Origin of the sequence: Streptomyces sp. NBC_01092 (genome assembly GCF_045039535.1) — a bacterium.
GTDB lineage: Bacteria > Actinomycetota > Actinomycetes > Streptomycetales > Streptomycetaceae > Streptomyces.
On the sequence record NZ_CP108659.1, the window covers coordinates 4,745,305 to 4,766,320 of the forward strand.

At 72.2% G+C, this 21,016-nt stretch carries 14 protein-coding genes; 1 reads left to right on the top strand and 13 read right to left on the bottom strand.

The window, feature by feature from the left end:
* Position 1: 1 nt before the first annotated feature.
* Positions 2–1,039, bottom strand: a complete 1,038-nt coding sequence (sbnA, locus tag OG254_RS21245) for a 2,3-diaminopropionate biosynthesis protein SbnA (RefSeq protein WP_405583996.1) — start codon at positions 1,037–1,039, stop codon at positions 2–4.
* A 276-nt stretch (positions 1,040–1,315) separates the two neighbouring features.
* Here sbnA and OG254_RS21250 point away from each other — a divergent pair, with 276 nt between their 5' ends.
* Positions 1,316–8,425 carry an amino acid adenylation domain-containing protein gene (locus tag OG254_RS21250; RefSeq protein WP_405583998.1) on the top strand — a complete coding sequence of 2,370 codons (7,110 nt, stop codon included), beginning with the start codon at positions 1,316–1,318 and terminating at the stop codon, positions 8,423–8,425.
* 73 nt (positions 8,426–8,498) lie between these two features.
* Here the strand turns inward: OG254_RS21250 and OG254_RS21255 are convergent, their stop codons facing one another.
* The 12 genes from OG254_RS21255 to OG254_RS21310 all read right to left on the bottom strand — a co-directional run bounded on the left by OG254_RS21255 (position 8,499) and on the right by OG254_RS21310 (position 20,977).
* Positions 8,499–9,176 carry a BTAD domain-containing putative transcriptional regulator gene (locus OG254_RS21255; protein ID WP_405584001.1) on the bottom strand — a complete coding sequence of 226 codons (678 nt, stop codon included), beginning with the start codon at positions 9,174–9,176 and terminating at the stop codon, positions 8,499–8,501.
* Positions 9,177–9,387: 211 nt separating this feature from the next.
* On the bottom strand, positions 9,388–9,678 hold the full coding sequence (locus tag OG254_RS21260) for a response regulator transcription factor (RefSeq protein ID WP_187284759.1): 291 nt from the start codon (positions 9,676–9,678) through the stop codon (positions 9,388–9,390).
* 276 nt (positions 9,679–9,954) lie between these two features.
* The gene (locus OG254_RS21265) at positions 9,955–12,150 is read right to left on the bottom strand and encodes an MMPL family transporter (protein ID WP_405584004.1); all 2,196 of its coding nucleotides are present in this window, start codon (positions 12,148–12,150) and stop codon (positions 9,955–9,957) included.
* 163 nt (positions 12,151–12,313) lie between these two features.
* A complete protein-coding gene (locus OG254_RS21270; RefSeq protein WP_405584007.1) occupies positions 12,314–12,907 on the bottom strand; it encodes a 4'-phosphopantetheinyl transferase family protein in 594 nt (197 codons plus the stop codon).
* Between the two features lie 140 nt (positions 12,908–13,047).
* A complete protein-coding gene (locus OG254_RS21275) occupies positions 13,048–14,208 on the bottom strand; it encodes an acyl-CoA dehydrogenase family protein (protein ID WP_405584010.1) in 1,161 nt (386 codons plus the stop codon).
* The gene (locus tag OG254_RS21280; RefSeq protein WP_405584012.1) at positions 14,205–14,864 is read right to left on the bottom strand and encodes a hypothetical protein; all 660 of its coding nucleotides are present in this window, start codon (positions 14,862–14,864) and stop codon (positions 14,205–14,207) included. The genes OG254_RS21275 and OG254_RS21280 overlap by 4 nt, the downstream gene beginning before the upstream one ends.
* Entirely contained in the window at positions 14,839–15,750 is a 912-nt protein-coding gene (locus OG254_RS21285) for a hypothetical protein (RefSeq protein WP_405584015.1), read from the bottom strand. The genes OG254_RS21280 and OG254_RS21285 overlap by 26 nt, the downstream gene beginning before the upstream one ends.
* Positions 15,751–15,752: 2 nt before the next feature.
* On the bottom strand, positions 15,753–16,034 hold the full coding sequence (locus tag OG254_RS21290; protein WP_405584017.1) for an acyl carrier protein: 282 nt from the start codon (positions 16,032–16,034) through the stop codon (positions 15,753–15,755).
* Between the two features lie 24 nt (positions 16,035–16,058).
* On the bottom strand, positions 16,059–17,357 hold the full coding sequence (locus OG254_RS21295) for a type III PLP-dependent enzyme (protein WP_405584020.1): 1,299 nt from the start codon (positions 17,355–17,357) through the stop codon (positions 16,059–16,061).
* Positions 17,358–17,359: 2 nt separating this feature from the next.
* Positions 17,360–18,757 carry an ATP-grasp domain-containing protein gene (locus tag OG254_RS21300; RefSeq protein WP_405584023.1) on the bottom strand — a complete coding sequence of 466 codons (1,398 nt, stop codon included), beginning with the start codon at positions 18,755–18,757 and terminating at the stop codon, positions 17,360–17,362.
* A gap of 31 nt (positions 18,758–18,788) precedes the next feature.
* Positions 18,789–19,721 carry a 3-oxoacyl-[acyl-carrier-protein] synthase III C-terminal domain-containing protein gene (locus OG254_RS21305; protein ID WP_405584026.1) on the bottom strand — a complete coding sequence of 311 codons (933 nt, stop codon included), beginning with the start codon at positions 19,719–19,721 and terminating at the stop codon, positions 18,789–18,791.
* Positions 19,722–19,783: 62 nt separating this feature from the next.
* A complete protein-coding gene (locus OG254_RS21310) occupies positions 19,784–20,977 on the bottom strand; it encodes an MFS transporter (protein WP_405584029.1) in 1,194 nt (397 codons plus the stop codon).
* Between the last annotated feature and the right edge of the window lie 39 nt (positions 20,978–21,016).

Here is a 21,016-nt window from a genome sequence, read left to right on the forward strand (position 1 = left end):
TTCAGCCGGAAACCGTCTCGAGTCCGGCCGTCGATTCCGTCCCCGCCCAGGCCCCTTCGGTGTGCTCCGTGATGCTTTCCGGGCCGAGAGAGTGCGTGACCCATTCGTCGTGGTAAACGGTCTCCATATAGCGCTCGCCCAGATCCGGGGAAATGGTCACCGCGGTCACCTGCTCGCGAATACCGGAGGCGGCGTCGCCGTAATGTTCGGAGAGCCAGCTCAGCGCTCCGGTGACGGCGGTTCCGGTGGAGCCGCCGAAGGAGAATCCGTGCCGCATCAGTTCCCGGCAGGTGCGCACCGTGGCCGCCTCCGGGACATGGACGACGGCGTCGACCAGGGACTCGTCGAGCAGCGCCGGCCGCACGCTGGTGCCGAGGCCGGGGATGTGCCGGGTGGCCGCGGGGCGGCCGAAGGTGACCGAGCCGACGCTGTCGACGGCGACCACCCGCACCGAGGGCCGCCGCTCGCGGAAGTAGCGGGCGCAGCCCATCAGGGTGCCCGTGGTGCCCGCCCCGACGAACAGCACGTTCAGGTCGGGGAACTGGCGGGCGATGGCGGGCGCGGTGGTGCGGTAGTGGGCCATCCAGTTGCCGGGGCTGAGGTACTGGTTGAGCCAGACCTTCTTGTCGTCGGCGGCCAGGAGCGCCTTGACGTGGCGGATCCGGGCGCCGAGGAAGCCCTCGGTCTCGTGCGGCTCGGTGATGACGTGCACCTCGGCGCCGAGCGACTCCATGGTGCGCCGGGTCACGGCGTTGCAGCGGGAGTCGGTGACGCACAGGAACCTGAATCCGCGGCTCGCGGCGAGCAGGGCCAGGGCGACGCCCATGTTGCCGGACGAGGACTCCACCAGGGTCGAGCCGGGCCGGAGCGCGCCCGCGGCCTCCGCCTGCGCGACCATCTCCCGGGCCGCCTTCAGCTTGATGGAGCCGGCGAAGTTGAATCCCTCGACCTTGAGAAAGAGACGGCGCCCGAAGAGCGGTTGCAGATTCACGAAGAGGTCGCTGACATCGAATTCATGCGACGCGGATATAACCGGCACTGGCACTCCTGGCCTTCGGCGACGAATGAGCCTCGCCGCCAAGCCTGTCGCCGGACGCTGACGAGGTGCTGACGGGCTGCTGACAGGGCCGGAAGGGACGTCGCACGAGCCCGGCGGGTGCTCCGCGGGACGGTCGGCGCGATGGCGGGCTGCCGGTGAATGCGTCAGCGGGGCGTCAGTTACCGGTCAGTTGAGCGTCAGTGCGATCGGAAATCGTCGAGCGGTCGGAAATGTTCCCGACTTCCGCCCACCCAGCTCTTCCGTGAGGAGCACGGCTTGAATCGGCCATCCGCCATCAGTGAAGTCCTTCCGCTCACACCCCTGCAACAGGGGCTGCTGTTCCTCGCGGAATACGATCGTGAGGGAACGGACCTCTACACCCTTCAGCTGGTGGTCGACTTCGAGGACCTGACCGACGCCGATGCCGGGGCGCTGCGCGAGGCGGCGGCCATGCTCCTGGAACGTCACCCGAACCTCAAGGCCTGCTTCCGCACCCGCCGCACCGGCGAGGCGGTCCAGGTCGTCCCGAGGTCGGTGGAACTGCCGTGGCAGGAGCGGGAGTTGCCGGACGCGGACGCGGGGACCCTGGACCGTCTGGCGCGCGAGGACCGTCTCCAACGCTTCGACCTCAGCCGCCCGCCCCTGCACCGCTTCACCCTGATCAGGGGCGCACAGGGCCGCAGCCGGCTGCTGTGGACGGTGCACCACATCCTGGTCGACGGCTGGTCGATGGCGATGCTGACGCGGGAACTGGCCGAGAGCGCGGCCGAGTTGGGCAAGGGCACCGCGGCCGCACGGCCCACGGTCACGCACTACCGCACGCACCTGTCCTGGCTCGGCGCGCAGGACAAGGAGGCGGCGCGGGAGGCCTGGGCGCGGGCGCTCGCCGGGGTGTCGGAGCCGACGCGGCTGGTGGCGGACGCGGGCGGCGGGGCCGTGGGCGACGTGGACGCGCTGCCGGCCCAGGTCCCCGTCGAACTCGCCCCGGACGTCACCGCCGGCCTCACCCGCCTGGCCCGCGCCCGCGGCCTGACCGTCAACTCGGTCGTCCAGGGCTGCTGGGCCCTTCTGCTGTCGCGGCTGACCGGCCAGGACACGGTGCTGTTCGGTGCGGTCTCCTCGGGCCGCCCGGCCGAACTGCCCGGCGTCGAGGAGATGGTGGGCCTGTTCGCCAACACGCTGCCCGTGCGGGTCGACGTGGACCCGCGGCGCACGCCGGCCGAGCTGTTCGCCGCGGTGCAGGCCGGCCAGGCCGAGCTGCTGCCGCACGAGCACCTGACCCTCGCGGAGGTGCAGCAGCTGACGCCGGTGCGCGGGGAGCTCTTCGACACGGCCCTGATGTTCCAGAACTACCCGATGGGCGAGGTGCCCCTGACAGCGCCGACGGCGGGCCCCCGGGTGACGTCGGTGGACATCCGTTCCGCGACCCACTACCCCCTGACCCTCACGGTCTTCCCCGGCACGCCCTTCGGCCTCGCGGTCAACCACCTGCCGTCCCGCGTCCCGCACGCGGTGGCCCACGCCCTGGGCCACCGTTTCGCCCGCCTCCTCGAAGCGGCCGTGACCAGTCCCGACGCCCCTTCCGGCCGCCTGGACGTCCTCGTCGACGAAGCCGAGCGCGCCCGCCTCCTCGCCACCCGCAACAGCACCGCCACCGCGCTGCCGGGCGGCCTGCTGGCACCGGTACTGGAGCAGTGGGCCGAGCGCACCCCGGACGCGCCGGCCGTGCGCTGCGGCGAGGAGCGTCTGACCTACGCCGAACTGCACACCAGAGCAGACCACTTGGCCTCGGCTCTGCGCGCGGCGGGCGCGGCCCCCGAACGCGTGGTGGCCCTCGCCCTGGACCGCTCGGTCGACCTGGCGGTGGCGGCCCTGGCCGTCCTCAAGACGGGCGCGGCGTACCTCCCCCTGGACCCCGACTACCCCCAGGACCGCCTGCGCTACATGCTGAACGACGCGGCCCCGGTGGTGACGCTGACGCACAGCAGGGTGGAGCCGCTCCTGAGAGGGGACGGATCCCGGACGGGCAAGCTATGGATCCTGGACGCCGCCGACGGCGCTGAACCCCCACAGGGGCCACCCGCACCCGAAGGCCGCGTCCACCCCCACGCCCCCGCATACGTCATCTACACCTCAGGCTCCACCGGCCACCCCAAGGGCGTGGTCGTCCCCCACGAAGCCCTCCTGAACCTGATCCACGACATGGCCACCCGCTTCCACGTGACCAACACGGACCGCTTCCTCGCCGTCACGACCTTCGGCTTCGACATAGCCAACCTGGAACTCTTCGTCCCGTTGGCAACCGGTGCCGAACTCCTCCTCGCCGACCGCGAAACGGTCCGCGACCCCGCCGCCCTCGCGGCAGCCGTCACCACCACCGACGCCACCCTGATGCAGGCCACCCCCAGCCTCTGGCAGACCCTGGCCACCGACCACGCCCCGGCACTGAAGAACCTGCACGCCCTGGTCGGCGGCGAGGCACTCCCCGACCCCCTGGCCCACGCCCTCACCACCCACTGCGCCTCGGTCACCAACGTCTACGGCCCCACAGAGACGACGATCTGGTCCACAGCCGCCCGCCTCACCCCACCCCTCCAAGGACCACCCCTCCAAGGCCCACCCCCCATCGGCCACCCCATCGCCAACACGGCCGTATACGTCCTGGACTCCACCCTCCATCCCACCCCCGACGGCTCCTACGGCGAGCTCTACATCACCGGCTCCGGCCTCGCCCGCGGCTACCTGGGCCGCCCGGCCCTCACGGCCGACCGCTTCGTGGCCGACCCGTACGGCCCACCCGGCACCCGCATGTACCGCACGGGCGACATCGTCCGCTGGACGACGGATGCGGCAGGCGACACCGCCCTGGAGTACGCGGGCCGCAGCGACCACCAGATCAAGATCCGAGGCCACCGCATCGAGCTCGGTGAGATCGAATCCGTGCTGGGCGCACAGCCCGGCGTCGAGCGGGCCGTCGTCACGGCCCGCACCGACCATGGCGGGGAACCCCGCCTGGTCGCCTATGTCGTACCGGCAGGGACCGACCGCGACCGGCTGCGGGAGCGCGCGTCCGCGGTGCTGCCCAAGCACATGGTCCCTGCCGTGTACGTCCCCTTGGACACGCTCCCCCTGACCCCGAACGGCAAGGTCGACCGCAAGGCGCTGCCCGCCCCGCCGGACGCCCGCACGGGCACGGGCCGCCCGCCCGCGACCCCGTACGAGGAACTGCTCTGCACGGTCTTCGCGGAGGTGCTCGGCCTCGAACGGATCGGCGCCGACGACGACTTCTTCGCACTCGGCGGCCACTCCCTGTCAGCGATCCGCGTCGCCAACCGCCTGCGCGCGGACCTCGGCACGGACGTCCCGGTCCGCACCCTGTTCGACACCCGCACCGCCGAATCCCTGGCCCGCACCCTCCCCACCCCCTCGAACGGGCCCGCACCCGCACCCTCGCGCACCGACCGCCCGCCCCTGCTCCCCGCCCCGAACCGCCCCACCGTCTCCGCCCCCCTCTCCTACGCCCAGGAACGCCTGTGGTTCCTCAGCCGTATGGGCACGGTCCCCGGGACCTACAACATCCCCCTGGCCGTCCGCCTGACCGGTCCTCTCGACGCCCGCGCCCTCACGGCGGCGCTCGCCGACGTGGTGGCCCGGCACGCGAGCCTGCGGACCGTGTTCGCGGAGGCCGACGGGCTGCCGTCGCAGCTGGTGCTATCCCCCGAGGAGGCGGCGGAGGCGGGCGCCCGTATGGAGGTCGTACGGCTGCCCGGCGAGGACGCGCTCACCGGCGCGCTCGCCGCGCAGGCCGCGCACCCCTTCGACCTGTCCGCCCAAGTACCGCTGCGGGCACGCCTGTTCACGCTCGGTGCCGACACCCAGGTCCTCGCGCTGACCGTGCATCACATCGCCGCCGACGGCTGGTCGCTGGAGCCGCTGGCACGGGACGTCGCGGCCGCCTACCGGGCGCGGCTGGCGGGCGGTGCGCCGGACTGGAAGCCGCTGCCGGTGCAGTACGCCGACTATGCGCGCTGGCAGCGGGAGCTGCTGGGCGCCAAGGGTGACCCGGACAGTCTGATCGCGGCCGAACTCGCGCACTGGCGCGAGGCGTTGGCGGGGCTGCCGGAGGAGCTGGAACTGCCCGCCGACTTCCCGCGCCCGGCCCGGGCCGGCGGGCGCGGCGGAAGCGTGGCGCGTGCCGTGTCCGCCGAGGCCCACGCTCGCCTGGCCGAGCTGGCGCAACGCTCCGGCGCGAGCCTGTTCATGACGGTGCAGGCAGGCCTCGCGGCGCTGCTGACGCGGCTCGGCGCGGGCAGCGACATCCCGCTGGGCAGCCCGGTCGCGGGCCGCACCGACGACGCGGTGCGCGATCTGGTCGGCTGCTTCGTCAACACGCTGGTGCTGCGCACCGACACCGCGGGCGACCCCACGTTCACCGAGCTGCTGGCCCGGGTGCGGGAGACGGACCTGACCGCCTACGCCCATGCCGAGCTGCCGTTCGAGCACCTCGTCGACGAGCTGAAGCCGGCACGTTCGCTGGCCAGACAGCCCCTCGTGCAGGTCGTGCTGGCGTTCCAGAACGCGGCCGGTCCGCTGCCGGGACTGGAGGGTGTCACGGCCTCCGTGGAGCCCGTCCCGTCCACCACGGCGAAGTTCGACCTCTCCTTCGAGGTGACCGAGCGCGCGGCGGCGGACGGCGGTCCGGGCGGCCTGGAGATCCTGCTGGAGTACAGCGAGGACCTGTTCACCGAGGCCACGGCGGACCGTGTCGCGCACGCCCTCGCCACCCTCCTCGCGTCCGCCGCCCGCACCCCCGACGCCCCCATCGGCGCCCTCGACCTGCTCACCGCCGAGGACCGCCACACCCTGCTGACCGAGCGCCACGGCAGCATCCGCCCCCAGCCCCCGACCACGCTCCCCGCCCTGTTCGAGGCCCACGCGGCCGACGCACCGGCCGGCCCGGCGCTGATCGTCCCCGGTGCCGCCCCGCTGACCTACGCCGAACTCAACACCGAGGCCAACCGCCTCGCCCACCTGCTCCTCGGCCGCGGCATCGGCCCCGGCGACGTGGTCGCCCTGGCCCTGCCCCGCTCGGCCCGCACGGTCGTCGCGCTGCTCGCCGTACTGAAGACCGGCGCCGCCTATCTGCCGGTCGACCCGGACTATCCGGCCGAGCGCATCGCGTACATGCTCCAGGACGCCGCCCCGGCCGAGGTCCTGTCCGTCGAGGAGGCCGCCGACCGGCTCCCGGGGGTGTCCCCGCTGGTCCTGGACGACGCCGGCACCCTCGCCGAACTGCGCGCCCTGCCCGCCACCGACCCCACCGACTCCGACCGCACTCGCCCGCTGACCGCGCGGGACACGGCGTACGTCATCTACACCTCGGGCTCGACCGGCCGCCCCAAGGGCGTCGCCGTGCCGCACGCGGGCGCGGCCAATCTGGTCGCCAACCTGCGTGCGGAGATGGGGGCGGGGCCCGGGACCCGGGTGCTGCAGTTCGCGTCGTTCAGCTTCGACGCCACGGTGTGGGAGCTGTCCGCCTCGCTGTACAGCGGCGGCGCGCTGGTGTGCGCCACCGCCGACAGCAGGCTGTCCGCGCCGCTGCTGGCCGAGCTGATCGCCGAGTACGGCGTCAACCACGCGATCCTGCCGCCCACCGTGGTGGCCGGGTTCCCCGATCCGGCCGCGCTCCCCGGCGACCTGTGCCTGCTGGTCGGCGGCGAGGCGTGCCCGCCGGCCGTGGTGGAGCGCATCGCCCCGCACGTCACGCTGCGCAACGCCTACGGCCCGACAGAGACCTCGGTGTGCGCCACCTGGAGCGACCCGCTCGCCCCGGGCGGCAAGCCCCCGATCGGGCGCCCGCTGGCCAACTTCCGCGTGTACGTGCTCGACGCGGCCCTCTCCCCCACGCCGGTCGGCGTCAGCGGCGAGCTCTACCTCGCCGGCGCCGGCCTCGCGCACGGCTATCTGGGCCGCCCCGGCACCACCGCCGAGCGCTTCGTCGCGGACCCGTACGGCGAGCCCGGCACCCGGATGTACCGCACGGGTGACCTCGTAAGGTGGCGCTCGGACGGCACGCTGGACTACGTCGGCCGCGCCGACCACCAGATCAAGCTGCGCGGCTTCCGTATCGAGCCGGGCGAGATCGAGGCCGCGCTGACCCGGCACCCGGTGATCGCACAGGCGGCGGTGGTGCCGACCGCGACCCCGACGGGCGACCGCCAGCTGACGGGCTACGTGGTCCCGGTGCCCGGCGTCGCGGCCGTGGACGTCCCCGTCCTGCGCGCCCACGTCGCCGAGTCCCTGCCGGCCCACATGGTCCCGACGTCCCTGGTCACCCTGCCCGAGCTCCCTCTGACCCCGAACGGCAAGCTCGACACCCGAGCCCTGCCGACCCCGGGCACCGCAACCCCCGAGCCCACCGGCCGCCCACCGCGCACACCCGTCGAGAAGACCCTGGCGGAGGTGTTCTGCGAGGTACTGGGCCTGGCCGAGGTGGACGCGGACGCCGACTTCTTCGCCCTGGGCGGCGACAGCCTGCGCTCGGTCCAGATCGTCAGCCGGGCGGAAAAGGCGGGCCTCACCCTGTCCCTGTCGGACGTCTTCACCCACCGCACGGTGAAGGCACTGGCGACAGCGGCGGAGAACACCGCCCCCACGGCCGCCGACGGCGCACACGCCCCACAGGGGGCACCCGCACTCGTCCCCGTGCTCCCGCTGCGCGGGACCGGCACCCTCCCCCCGCTCTTCTGCGTCCACGGCGGCGTCGGCTTCGGGTTCCCCTTCGCCGAACTGGCCGCCCATCTGGACCCGGGACGCCCGGTGTACGCCCTCCAGTCGGACGGCATCGCCGCGCCACCCGGTGGCTGGGAGCGCCCGCAGGACGTGGCCGCCCTCGCCGCGACCTATGTCGAGCGGGTCCGGCAGGTTCAGCCGCAGGGGCCGTACCACCTGCTGGGCTGGTCGTTCGGCGGGCTCGTCGCGCACGAGATGGCCGTCCGGCTCCAGGAGGCGGGCGAGCGCGTGGAGTTCCTGGCGGCACTGGACGTGGCCCCCGTCGAGCCCGACGACCCCCACCCCACCGACGACCAGATCCGCACCGCGTTCCTCGAACACCACGCCCGCGGCACGGACATCCCCGAGGAGAACCTGCGCAGGCTGATGGCCGTCATGCGCCACCACACCGACATCGCCCGCGTCTTCACCCCCGGCCGTTTCCAGGGTGACCTCATGCTCTTCGTGGCCACGGCGGAGCCGAACCGCTGGCGGCCGTACGTGGACGGTGAGGTCGTGGTCCATGAAGTGCCGTGCGGGCACGAGGAGATGCTGACGGGCGAGGCGGCGCGGCAGATCGGCACGCTCACGGACCGGGCCCTGCGCCGGACCTGAGGCAGCGCAGGCACGGCAAAGGCGCCGGTGGCTCGAAACGAGCCGCCGGCGCCTTGTCGTTCGCCCTACGAGATCACAGGGACGGGTCCTGCATCAGGATCGCCTGATACGTGCTGTGCAGCCGCCGGGACGGCTTCAGACCCAGCTCGTCGTCAAGCCACTTACGGGTGCGATGGAAGATGTCGATCGCCTCGGACTGCCGTCCGCAGCGGTACAGCGCGATCATCAACTGCTCGCTGAACCGCTCCCGTTCGGGATACTGAGCGAGCAACTGCTTCAGCTCGGCAACGACGACCCCCGCCTCGCCGGCCTGCAACTGTGCCTCGATCAGGTCTTCCCTGGCTGTCTTGCGCTGTTCGTCGAGACGGAGCGCCACGGCCCGGCAGCGCGGCCCGTCGCTCACGTCGAGCAGGGCGGGCCCCCGCCACATGGCGAGGGACTGCCGCAGCAGGTCCCTCGCCTCGAACGGCCGCTCGCCCACCAGACCCGCGCCCTTCTCCGCCATCCGCAGGAAGCGGTGGGCGTCGAGCGCCTCCTCGGGGACATCGAGCATGTAGCCGTTGTCCACGGTACGGATGAGGGTCTGGTCGGGATCCTCTAATCCGAACTCGGCAAGCGCTTTACGCATGCGCTTGACGTTGGCCTGCAGTGCGTTGCGCGTGTTCTTGAGAGGGGCTTCGCCCCACAGTTCGTCGATCAGCTCGTCGAACGCGACCACTTGGCCGGGGTTCAACGCGAGCATGGTCAGCATGACCCGTATCTTCTTCGCCCGCAGACCGACAGTCCGCTGACCGTCCCCTATCAGCAGCGGGCCCAGTATGGAGATGTACACAAAAATTCCCATCCCTATCCAAGAATTCGACCGCGAGCTCCCACCTCACGGCTTCGGGCAGCACGCGGAACGAACGCGACTCATTCCGTCGGGCCCGACAAGGGAATTACCTGGGAGTTACTCGAACTGATCAATTATCAATCACGTCCGAGTCGTTCGAAACTGTACCTTCGTACATGAGCTGGTGAGCCTGGGCGATCAGGCCCACCTGAAGGCGGGATTCCACTTCCAGTTTCGTCAGAATGCTCGCGACATGCGCCTTCACCGTGCGCTCCGTGACCAGAAGCCTGGTCGCGATACCGCGATTGGAAAGTCCGGCACCCAGGAGCGCGAAGACCTGCAACTCGCGATCGGAAAGGGCTCCTACGCGTGCGAGCTCGGTCTGCCAACGCGCCGACGGCAGGCCGTCGTCACCGTGCATGGACATATCCCCCTGATCGTCCAGTTTCCCCCGTCGTCGCGTCCGCCGGGATGTTGATGCTTCACCCAATGGGTCGGTGAAGGATCAGTTGGTCGCTCACCGCCGAACGCGCGTCTGAGTGTACAACTCCCACAACTTTCGCCACAGGACTCCCAAGTGGAGCTCAGACAATTCACAGGACGTTTAGCGCGGGTCCGGAACGAAAGGTGACAGACATGACGGAAGGGGCGGCCCGGATGGGCCGCCCCTTCGACGCAACGCCGTGGTCGCAGAACCTCAGAGAATCGGTGCCCGGCGCGCGAGCACGGGCGGAATCCGCGTCGGCCGCGCCTCGTTCTGATGCGCCAGCCGCGAGGGCCACCAGGTCTTCCAGCCGAGCAGCGTGACCATCGACGGCAGGACCACGATCCGGATCAGCGTGGCGTCCAGCAGCACCGCGCAGGCCATGCCGACACCCATCTGCTTCATTTCGATGAAACTCAGCGAGGCGAGCAGCGCGAACACGCTGACCATCACCACCGCGGCGCTCGTCACGACGCCGGCCGTGCGGGTGATGCCCTGCTCGACGGCCTCCCGGATGGGCAGTCCGCCGCGGGCCGCCTCCCGGATCCGGCTGACGACGAAGACGTGGTAGTCCATCGACAGTCCGAGCAGGATCACGAACAGCATCAGCGGCAGCCAGGCCACCACCCGCCCGGTGGATTCGAAGTCCAGGATCCCCTCGGCCCAGGTCCGCTGGAAGATCAGCGCCAGCAGCCCGAACGACGCCACCGCCGACAGGACGTTGAGCACCACCGTGATCATCGCGAGCATGATCGAGCGGAACGCGATGGCCATGACCAGGAAGGTCAGCAGCAGCGCCACCCCGAGCACCCAGGGCATCTTGTCGACGACGTTGGCCCGGTAGTCCACGTCGTAGGCCACGTCGCTGCCGCCGACCGCGAACTCGGCGCCCTCCACCTTGCCGACGGTCTGCGGGGCGATGTCCTCACGCAGGGCCGTCAGGGACTCGCGTGCCTTCTCGGAGTTGCTGTCGAAGCGGGTGCCGACGGCGACGGTGACGACCCTGCCGTCCTTGGACGTACGCACCTCGGGCGCCGGGGTGTGCACGAACAGGCCGGAGTGCTGGGTGCGTTCGACGAGCCGGGTGACCGCGCCGGGCAGCCGGTCGGCCTGGCCGGCGGGGACCCGTACGGCGACGGTGTGGGTGTCGGCCTGGCTCGGAAACGACTCGGTGAGCCGCTCGTTGGCCTGCATCGCGGGGATGGAGTGCGGCAGGTCGTCGACGCCGGTGGCCTTCAGCTTCAGGTCCAGGGCCGGCACGGCGAGCGCGAGGAGCGCACCCACCGACAGCACCAGGGCGATGACCGGGTGCCGCAGGGACGGCTTCAGCATCGCCGACCACAGGCGCGGCTTGGAGCCCGCGCGCTGGGTCAGCCGCCACACCAGCGGCACGCGCGGCCGGTCCAGGTAGCGGCCGAACTTGGAGAGCATCGCGGGCAGCACGGTCAGCGAGGCGAGCATCGCGATGGCGACGACGAGCACCGCTCCGGTCGCCATCGACTCGAAGGCGATGTGCCCGGCGAGGTAGAGGGCGCCCATGGAGACCATGACCACCAGGCCGGAGACCATCACGGAGTGGCCGGAGGTGGCGGAGGCGATCTCGATGGCGTCGATGTTGTCGGCGCCCAGGGCGCGCTCCTCGCGCTGCCGCTTGAGGTAGAAGAGCGAGTAGTCGACGCCGATGGCCATGCCCATCAGCACGATGATGTGGGTCACCGGGCCCGGGTCGGCGATGAGTTGGGAGGCCACGCCCCACAGCCCGAGGCCGGCGAGCACGGACGAGATGCCGAGGATGACGGGGACGCTCGCGGCGACGATCGCCCCGAAGACGAACACCATGATGATCAGCGTCACCGGAAGGCTCAGCCCCGTCGCCCGGCCCAGGTCCTCGGACAGCATGTCGTCGAGCCCGGCCTTGATGGAGCCGGCGCCCACGAGTTCGACCCGGACCTCGCTGTGCGCCTCGCCGACCTTCTCGACCCGGTCGAGCAGCGGCTGCACCCGTTCGCTCGCGGTCTCGGGGTCACCGCCGAGGGTCACCGGCACCAGCAGGGCCGAACCGTCCGGCGCCGGCACGGGTTTGCCGATCGCGGTGACGCCCTTGGCGCCCCGCAGCGCGTCCGCGGCGTCGTCGGCCGCCGCCCGCGCCCTGTCCTGGTCGAGCGTGCCCTCGTAGGGCGTCACCAGGATGTTCTCCACGGCCCGGTTCTCCAGGCCGCCGCTCTTGGATATCTCGGCCGCGCGTCCGGACTGCCCGATGGCCAGGTCCGAGACGGTCGCCGACCGTGTGCCGGTCATTCCGCCGACCACCAGGGCGCCCAGCACGAACACCACCCAGAGCGTCATCGCCCACCAGGGGTGGACGGCGCTCCAGCGAGCGGCCCTGGTGATCAGGTTCCTGCCTCCCACGATTGCTTTCCCCTTCTCGAATGAATTGCCCGGGATCACGGACACGCGCTTAGGTACGAAATTCCGGCCGGTGATTACCGCGCGCTCTTGCCTGAACAAAACCTACTGACGGCCCGGCGCGCGTTCACGGGTACAAGTACTCCGATTCGAGGGGGAGTTTCTTCTACTTGACACCCCGGGTGGCCGACATGGCGTCGGATTCTTCCGGCGGCATGTCATACCACATCCGCGATGACACGGAAAAGGGACCGCCGCCGAGCAGGGCGACGGCCCCCGCATATCCGTCGGGCAGCAGCGCCAGGTCGGCCACCCGCCAGGGACCGGCGAGCGCGCCCGCCGGATCCCGTACGACGGCCTGGGGCGCCGTGTGGGCCACCGGCACGCCCATGCCCTGGGTGAGCCGGCCGCCCGCCGCCTTCACGCACGCCTCCTTGCGGGTCCACAGCCGCACGAAGGTGTCCCGGCCGCCGCGGGCCACCGAATCGCGTTCCGCTTCCGGGAAGAAACGCCTGGCCAGCCGAGTGAAGTCGAGGTCGGCGCGGGCCAGTTCGAGATCCACGCCGACCGGTCTCGGCGCCAGCGCGAGCAGCGCAAGGTCGCCCGAGTGGGACAGGCTGAAGTGTGTCCCGGCGGCGTCCTCGACCGACGGTTTGCCCCAGCGTCCGCGGGTGAAGCGGACGGCCTGCGGGGCGCGTCCGAGCCGGGCGCCGAGGATGATGCGGGCCGCGGCGTGCGCCCGTACGAAACGGCGTCGCATTCCCGGGATTTTCCCCATCCGGGCCCGGGATCGCTCATGGTCGTCCAGGAGGTCTTCGAGAGCGGAAGGTCCGCCTTCCGGTTCCGGTTCGACGGAGAGCGGAATGCGCCACACCTCCACCTCCGCGCCCGCCCGTGCCCTCACCGCCGCCCCACCTTTCCGGTGTGCAGCCCCTGGAAGAGATTGAGTTTCTGGATGTTGCGTGTACCTTCCATGAACTCCACCCCGCGGGCGTCCCTGGCCAGCTTCTCCAGCAGCGGATGGTCGAGCCGGGCGCCGGGGCCGAAGAAGTCGAGCGCGGCCAGGGTCACGTCCTCGGCGAGCTCGCAGGCGCGGGCCTTCGCGGCCGACGCCAGGTGCCCGGCCGCCGGACGCCGGTCCACGGCGAGGGCGGCCCGGTAGGTCAGCAGACGGGCCGCGTCGATGCGGTGGCCGAGTTCCTCGTACGTCTCGCGCTCCTGCCCGCGCAAGTGCCTCCGGTGCTCGGCGACGTACTCGTGGGCGGCGCGGGCGATGCCCAGGGCGATGGCGGCGACGCTGGGGCGCAGCTGGTTGAAGACGGCGACGATGCTCCACATGCCGCGCCGGGTGGGCGGCAGATGGGCCCCGAGCACCCGCTCGGCGGGCACCCGCACCCGGTTCAGCGTGATGTGGGTGAGCTGGGCGCCGCGCAGCCCCACCGTGGGCAGCGGCTCGGCCCGGAAGCCGGGGTCCGCGGTGTCCACCAGGACAGCCAGCACCCCGAGCCGCTCGGTCCCGGCGACGCGCGCGAAGACGGCGCCGACGTCGGCGCGGGCGGCGTTGCCGACATACCGCTTCTCGCCGTCGAGGACGTAGTCGCCGTCGCCGGTCGGGGTGAGGGTGGCGGTCATCTCGCCGATGGCGGAGCCGCGTTCGGGTTCGGTGAGGGCGAAGCAGGTCCAGCGCGGGCGCTCGGCGAGCCGGCCGTACACCCAGTCCCGCTGCTCCTGGCTGCCGAGCACGCCGAGCAGTACCCCGCACATGGAGGCGCCCGGCGAGGCGAGCATCATCCCGGCGTCCCCGCGGGCCAACTCCTCGCTCACCAGAACCCGTTCCAGGGTCGCCAGCCCGTGCGCGGGCCCCGCACCCGCCGCGCCGCTCTCCCGCTCCCACCCGGGCGGCACCTCGTGCCCGGCCAGGAACCGCACGGCGGGCAGATCGAGATGCCGGCGGATCGCCTCGGGGTCCCGGTCGAGTTCGAGGGCGTGCGCCCGCAGGTCCGAGGCCCAGCGCCGCACATGCTCCTGGGTGGTGACGAGCGGGGCGGGCAGGCTGATCACGGGTCCTCCCGGCGGTACACGTCGGCAAGCAGCTCGGAGGCGTGGGCCGTCGGGCCCGGGCCGTCCGCCGTGAAGCCGTGGGCGCCGAGTAGGCGCAGCAGGGTGCGGTCGGCCCGGGTGATCTGTCGCTGGAGGCGGGCGAGGGTGCGGTCGCCGTCGGGGGCGTCGGCGAGTTCCTCCAGGACGCCCTCGATCTCCAGGTGTTCGATCAGCACGTCGGCGAGGGTGCCCTTGACCATCTGCTGCATCAGCAGCGAGGTGCCCTCGACCTGCCGGGCCGCGAGGTAGGCGATGCAGGCCTCCCGCAGCCGTTCGGACATGCCGAGCCGCAGCCAGGCGAGCCCCGTGTCCCAGGCATGCGCGTCGAGCCCGTCCGTCGCTTTGGCCGCGTCCGTGTCGCCGTCGGGCCGCAGCACGGCGAGACCGGGCACCGGCACGTCGTCGCGGCGCTCGCCGCGTCCGGCGTCGGCGGCCTCCATCGCGGCGAACTCGTCGAGCAGTTCCTTCGGCAGGACGGCGTGGCCGCGCGGCCCGCGCGGCGGTGCCTTCGGCGACAGGGCCCTCGTCAGCAGGGTCAGCGCGGGCACCAGCCCGTCCGTGCGCGCGTTGCCGCGCGCCTGAAGGCAGTGCTCACGCACCTCGGCCGCAGCCGTCATCGGTTTCCCCATTCCCCCGTGTCAGAAGTTCGTCGGCGCAGTCGAGCACGCAGTGCGCCAGCAGCCCGCGCCCCGGGTCGTGGTCCGCCACGACCACCGGTCCGGTGACCCCGCGGGCCACCGCGTCCAGCAGGGCCGCCCACACGCCCGTGCACGGCAGCCCGGGCCCGGCGGTGACCGACGGGCCCTCGTGCGACGGCAGTGGGCAGTCGGCGCCGGCGAGCCCCGCGCCCGCCACGACCGCGGCCGCCGGGTCCCACCCGGCGAACAGGCCCGGCGCCGACAGCGGCCCCTGCGCCATGCCCCGTACGGGAGCCGCGCCCCCGTCCCAGTCCAGCAGCAGCGCCACCGCCGAGTCGGCGTGCACGGCCGCCTCGTCCGGCACCGCGAACGGCTGGGTGCTCTGGTCCACGACCAGCACCAGCAGCCGGGTGAAGCCGCAGCGCCGGGCGTACTCCACGGCCACCCGCAGCGCGCTGAACGCGGTGAGCGGCCCCTGGTCGGACAGCGCGAAGGCGAGGGGCGAGCCCGGCAGCCGCCCCTTCACGCACGACGCGACCAACTCGGCGTGCACGAAGTCGGGCGTGGCGTAGGCGACCACGACCAGCTCCGGCGTCCGTCCTTCGGGCAGTTCGCCGAGCGCGGCCAGCGCGCCGAACGCCAGCTCCACGGAGGTGCGGCGGGCCGAGGCGGCGTACCGCTCACGCGCGAAGGGCAGCCCGTGGGGGGCGCCCAGCTCCGCGTAGAACTCCTCCAGTTCGGGCGCCGGCACATACGCGTGTGCCGGTGCCGTCGGCGCGTACCGGGCCGCCCGCACCAGCCGGGGCACGGCCGTCTTCCCGCCGTCCACCCCCGGGCGCCGTACGGGCGCTGCCGTGCGGAACATGCTCAGGCGCCCGCTTCCGACGCGACGAAGTCGGCGAGCGAGCCCACCGTCTCGAAGTGCGTCATCTCCAGGTCCTCGGCGTCGAACTGCACGTCGAGGATCTCCTCGATGGTGATGAGCAGCTCCAGCGCGCTGCTGGAGTCCAGCCCCAGCTCGTCGAAGAGGCGCACGCCCTCCTCGGCGCCGGAGACGTCCTTGCCCAGGACCTCGGTGAGGCCCTGGCGGACGGCGTCCACGAAGCGGGCGCGCTCGGCGGTGTCCACGACTGCGGTGTTCTCGGTCATGCCGGTTTCTCCTTGCTGGTTCGGTCAGTTGTGGGTTCGGTGGTCGTCGGCGCCGGGCCCGTCGAAGAGCCGCTGGCGGCCGAGCATCGCCTCGACGTCGTCGCGCTCGCGGATGAGGTGCGCGCGTCCGTCGAGGACGAGCACCTCCGCCGGGTAGCCGTGGCTGAGGAAGTGCACGGGCGAGGCGGTCGGCCCGTAGGCGCCGGAGCGCTGCACGCCGATGAGCTCGCCGGCCTCCAGCGGCGGCATGGGCACCTTCTTGCCGACGACGTCGTTCGGCGTGCACAGCGGGCCCGTGATGTGCCAGGACTCGGTGGCGGCCGCGTCGAGGCGCTCCAGGGCGGCGATGGGGAAGTTCCGCTTGACGTAGGAGCCGATGCCGACGGCGGCCATGTGGTGGTTGGTGCCGCCGTCGGTGACCGCGAAGTTCTCGCCCATCGACTGCTTCGTGTAGCGCACCCGGGTCACATAGGTGCCGGACGCGGCGACCAGGAACCGGCCCAGCTCCATGATCATGCGGGTGCCGGGGTGGCGTACGGCGAAGGCGTCGACGACCGGGTTCAGCGCGGCCGTGAGCTCGTCGAGGTCGAGGTCCTTCTCGTTGTCGAAGTAGGCGATGCCGAGGCCGCCGCCGACGTCGACGGTCTCCAGCGGGAAGCCCAGGTGTGCCGAGATGCGCTCGGCGAGGTCCAGGATGCGCCGGGTGTTCTCCACGACGGTGTCCTCGCCGAGGATGCGGGTGCCCAGGTACACCTGCACGCCCATGAGGCGTACGGCCGGGTAGCGGGAGGCGAGCTCCGGGCCCTCGGCGAGCAGCTGCTCCTCGTCGATGCCGAACTGGCGGGGCTTGCCGCCCATCGTCAGGCCCGAACCCTTCACGGAGAAGGACGGGTTGACGCGCAGCGCGACCCGGGCGGTGACGAACTTCTCCCGCGCCACCTCGTCGATCAGCGCGAGTTCGTCGAGGGACTCGCACACGATGGCGTGGATGTCCTCGTCCAGGCAGGCGGCCAGCTCGGCGCGGGACTTGCCGGGGCCGAGGAAGATGATGTCCTGCGGGGCGACCCCGGCACGGCGGGCCGTGACCAGCTCGGTCAGCGAGGACACCTCGGCGCGGGCGCCGCAGCGGTTCAGCAGGGCGCAGATCGAGATGTTCGGGTTGGCCTTGAGGGAGTAGAAGACCTCCAGCGCCGGGTGCAGGCGCTCGCGCAGCCCCTGGAAGCGGGTGGTGATCTCCGCACCGTCGTACAGGTAGAGGGGCGTGCCGTACTGCTCGGCGAGTTCGGTGATGCCGATGCCCTGTACCTCGTAGGCGAGGCTCACGTTCAGCTCCGATCCGTGTGGGCCGCGAGGCGGCGGGTGATGTCGGTGTCGAGGGCGGCCACCTCGGCGTCGGAGGCGGCCACGAGGACGCCGTAGAGCCGGCCCTCGAAGCCGTCGGCGCCGGCGTCGGCGGCAGCGGCGTTCACCGTGGCGTAGTTGTTCACGAACAGGCCGCGCGGGCGCGGGCCGCGCTCGGTCAGCAGCAGCCCGTCGAGGACCTCGCGCAGCTCGGCGAAGGGCAGCGCCCGCTGCGGCCGCAGCGTGAAGTGGCGGGCGACGGCGACCTCTTCGGGTCCGGCCAGGCCCTCGTGGACGACGGCCTGGTACGTCGACATGTTGTTGCGGGCGTTGATCTCCACGACCGGGTAGAGACCGTCGTCGGGGTCGATCATGGCGTCGACGCCGACCACCCCGAAGTAGCCGTCGGCGGCGAGGCGTTCGCCAAGCCGGTCCGCGGTGGCGGCGATCTCGGCGACCTGCCGTTCGGTGAGCCGGGCGGGCATGCGGTGGCCCTTGTGGACGCCGTTCTCGGTGAGCAGCTCCTTGACGAAGTCGAAGTGCACCGAGCCGCCCCGGCCCACCGTGAACTGGTAGTTGAGGTCGGCCCGCTTGGCGACCCACTCCTCGATGACCAGCGCGGTGCGCACCGGGCCGCCCTCGACCGCCGCCCGCTCGGCCTGGGTGACGGCCATCCGGTGCAGCCGCGCGAGCCGCTTGTCGCTGTCCAGGACGACGATGCCCTTGCCGGACACCCCGAAGGCGTCCTTGACGACGACCTTGCGTCCGGCGGCGAGCAGCTCACCGGCCCCGGCGACCGCGTCCGCCAGCTCCTCCAGCGTCTCGCAGGCCCAGCCGCGCGCCTGGCGGATGCCGAGCTCGTCGGAGAGGCGGCGGCTGTAGACCTTGCTGTTGACCCGCTTGCAGGTGGCGGCGTCCGGCGCGGCGAGGGCGAGGCCCGTGCGTGCGGCCAGCTCCTCCTCGACGGTGGAGATGCCGTGCGCGGTCAGCCGGGCGCCGTCGGCGGCCAGCGCCGACAGGGTGCGCAGCAGCTCCGGGTCGGCGAGGGCGTCCTCGCTGACGGTGCGGCGCGGGTCCTGCCCGGCGACCACGTGCACAGTGGGCAGGGCGAGGCCGAGGCCCTCCAGGTAGCCGCGGTAGCCGTCGTCGAGGGGCGTCTTGAGGACGACATGGTCGTCCTTGCCGCCGAGCAGCAGCGAGAACTCGTCCATGCGGTTGACGACCGCGCTGCCGGCGTGCGCGCCGACCCGGGGCAGCGCGGGTTCGCCGAGCGCCCACTGGTTCTCGACCTCGAAGTTGCCCAGGAACACCAGCGGGGTGTCGGCGGCTGACGTGACCGCGCGCTTCAGGCGCGTGGTGAAGCCGGCGGGCGGTGGTTGCATCTGTGTCGACCTCGTCATTCTCAAGTGGTGGTCAGTGCTCCAGGACCATCGCCGCGAAGGTCGCCCCGAGCCCCACGCTGGTCATCAGGTAGCGGTCGCCGGGGCGCAGCCGGCCCAGCTCCGTGGCCCGCTGGAGGTTGATGAAGGGGTCGGCGCAGAAGCAGTGCCCGGTGTGCGCCACCAGGTCGAGGAAGACCTTCTCCAGCGGCAGCCCGAGCGCCTTGCAGACACCGATCCACGACAGCCGGTTGACGTTGTGCGGCAGCACCAGCGCGAGCTCGTCGAGTGCGCAGCCCGCCTCGTCCAGGGCGGCGCCGATCACCTCGGTCAGGCCGGGCCCGTACAGGTCCTGGAAGTCCTTGGCGGCCGCGTCGCTCATGATGAAGTCGGCGCCGAACCGGGTGTGGGTGCGGGCGGCGTAGCCGAGCATCCGGTCGCGGCCGGTGCGGTCGGCGCTGACCAGGAAGGCGGCGGTGCCCTCGCCCATGACCGTGACGTCCGGGATGGACTGCGTCTTGCCGGTGCCGGACTTCTCGCCGGTGAGGACGAGGGCGAGCGCGTCCGGGTCGGGGTCGGCGGCGAGCAGGGTGCCGGCCATGTCGAGGGCGAGCAGGCCCGAGGCGCAGGCGTGGTGCGAGACCACGAACCCGCTCGCGTGCTCCAGGCCCAGCTCGGCCTGGAGCGGTCCGAGGGACGTCAGCGGATAGGGCAGCGGCGAGGGCATGGTGCGTGCCTGGAGGACGTACTTCACGCGCTGCTCCTGACCGCGCAGCTCGGCGAGCTTGGCGGTGGCGCGCAGCAGCAGCTCGGTCTCCGAGGCCTCCGGGGCGCGGCAGACCTCGTTCAGTCCGTAGAAGCGCTGATAACGCCTCAACTGCACGTCGGACAGCCCGAGTTCGCACTGGAACCGGGCGATCGCAATGGTGTCGGGCAGGCTGCTGGAGACCGCGACGATGGACGTCATACCCACAACAGTCGCGGCCCCCGCTGACGCCCAGCTGACGCTGCGCTGACCGGGGGCGCCGCTCAGCCCCGGCCCACCGCCACCAGCCCGCCCTCCTCGGCGTGCCGCAGGCTCGCCGCCGCCAGCGACAGCGTCACCGCGATCGACGCCACGGCCATCACCGTCATCCCCGTGGCCGGGGAGGTCAGTTGGGCCACCGCTCCGGCCAGCGTCGCGCCCACCCCCTGCATCGTGAGCATCCCGGCGGAGTGCAACCCCAGGGCGTGCCCGGCGAGTTCGTCGGGCGTCACGGCCATCAGCCGCTCCTGCTGCACCAGGCTCGCCCCGAACCCGACCGACGCGACGGCCACGCAGACGGCCGCCACCGGTACTCCCGGACGCAGCGCGAAGAAGAGGTAGGGCACGGCCAGCAGCAACAGCAGCGGAACACCGAGGCGACCGCGCAGCTCCTTCCCGAGGAGGCGGCCGACCGTGATGTCACCGACGAGCATGCCGAACGCCGCACACGCGAACAGCGTGCCCGCGGCGTTCGGCGCGTACGACACGTACAGCGACTCGCAGCCGACGACCAGGCCGTTCGGCAGCCACAGGGCGAGATAGAGGTGTCGGCGGGGGCGGGAGGACAGGAGCAGGGCGTTGGCGCGCCAGGTCGCGCGGACGGAGGGACGCCCTGCGGCGCGGGGCGGGCGTGGGGTGAGGCCCAGCCGGAGGCCGACGGCCGCGGCGCCGTACAGCGCGGCCGCCAGCAGCAACGCCGGACGCGGGGACAGCACCGCCACCAGGACACCGCCGACCGCGTATCCGGTGATCTGCATGATCCCGCTCATCATGTTGAAGACCGACCGGCCGAGCAGATAGCCGTCCTTGGTGAGGATCTCGTTCAGCAGCCCCCACCGGACGCCGCCGGCCGGCGAGGCGATCAGACCCAGCAGCAGGATCAGCGCGAACAGCGCCCCGATCGGCGCGCCCGGCGCCGCCATCGCGGCCGTGCCGAGGGCGTAGGACAGCGCGATGCCGGTCAGTGCGGCGCGCGGCGCGAGCCGGTCCGCGGCCGAGAGCAGCGTCGTCGCGCCCACCACCTGCGCCAGCTGCGGACAGAACATGCTCACGGCCGCCAGCAGCGGTGACTCGGTCGCCGCGTACACCAGCGTGCCGAGGGCCAGTCCGGCGACCGTCGAGGCCGCCGTCTGGAGGGCGGAGGCGAGGAAGAGGGGTGTGAACTCCGGTGTGCGGAAGAGCTGTTGGTAGCTGCGCATGCGCGGAGTCTGCGGGCCCGGGAGAGCGGTCGTTATTGT

Bases quoted from the DNA above. Each gene is read 5' to 3' on its own strand.
- OG254_RS21255 (WP_405584001.1), bottom strand. From the start codon at position 9,176: ATGCTGACCATGCTCGCGTTGAACCCCGGCCAAGTGGTCGCGTTCGAC.
- OG254_RS21260 (WP_187284759.1), bottom strand. From the start codon at position 9,678: ATGCACGGTGACGACGGCCTGCCGTCGGCGCGTTGGCAGACCGAGCTC.
- OG254_RS21270 (WP_405584007.1), bottom strand. From the start codon at position 12,907: ATGCGACGCCGTTTCGTACGGGCGCACGCCGCGGCCCGCATCATCCTC.
- OG254_RS21280 (WP_405584012.1), bottom strand. From the start codon at position 14,864: ATGACGGCTGCGGCCGAGGTGCGTGAGCACTGCCTTCAGGCGCGCGGC.
- OG254_RS21285 (WP_405584015.1), bottom strand. From the start codon at position 15,750: ATGTTCCGCACGGCAGCGCCCGTACGGCGCCCGGGGGTGGACGGCGGG.
- OG254_RS21290 (WP_405584017.1), bottom strand. From the start codon at position 16,034: ATGACCGAGAACACCGCAGTCGTGGACACCGCCGAGCGCGCCCGCTTC.
- OG254_RS21300 (WP_405584023.1), bottom strand. From the start codon at position 18,757: ATGCAACCACCGCCCGCCGGCTTCACCACGCGCCTGAAGCGCGCGGTC.
- OG254_RS21305 (WP_405584026.1), bottom strand. From the start codon at position 19,721: ATGACGTCCATCGTCGCGGTCTCCAGCAGCCTGCCCGACACCATTGCG.
- OG254_RS21310 (WP_405584029.1), bottom strand. From the start codon at position 20,977: ATGCGCAGCTACCAACAGCTCTTCCGCACACCGGAGTTCACACCCCTC.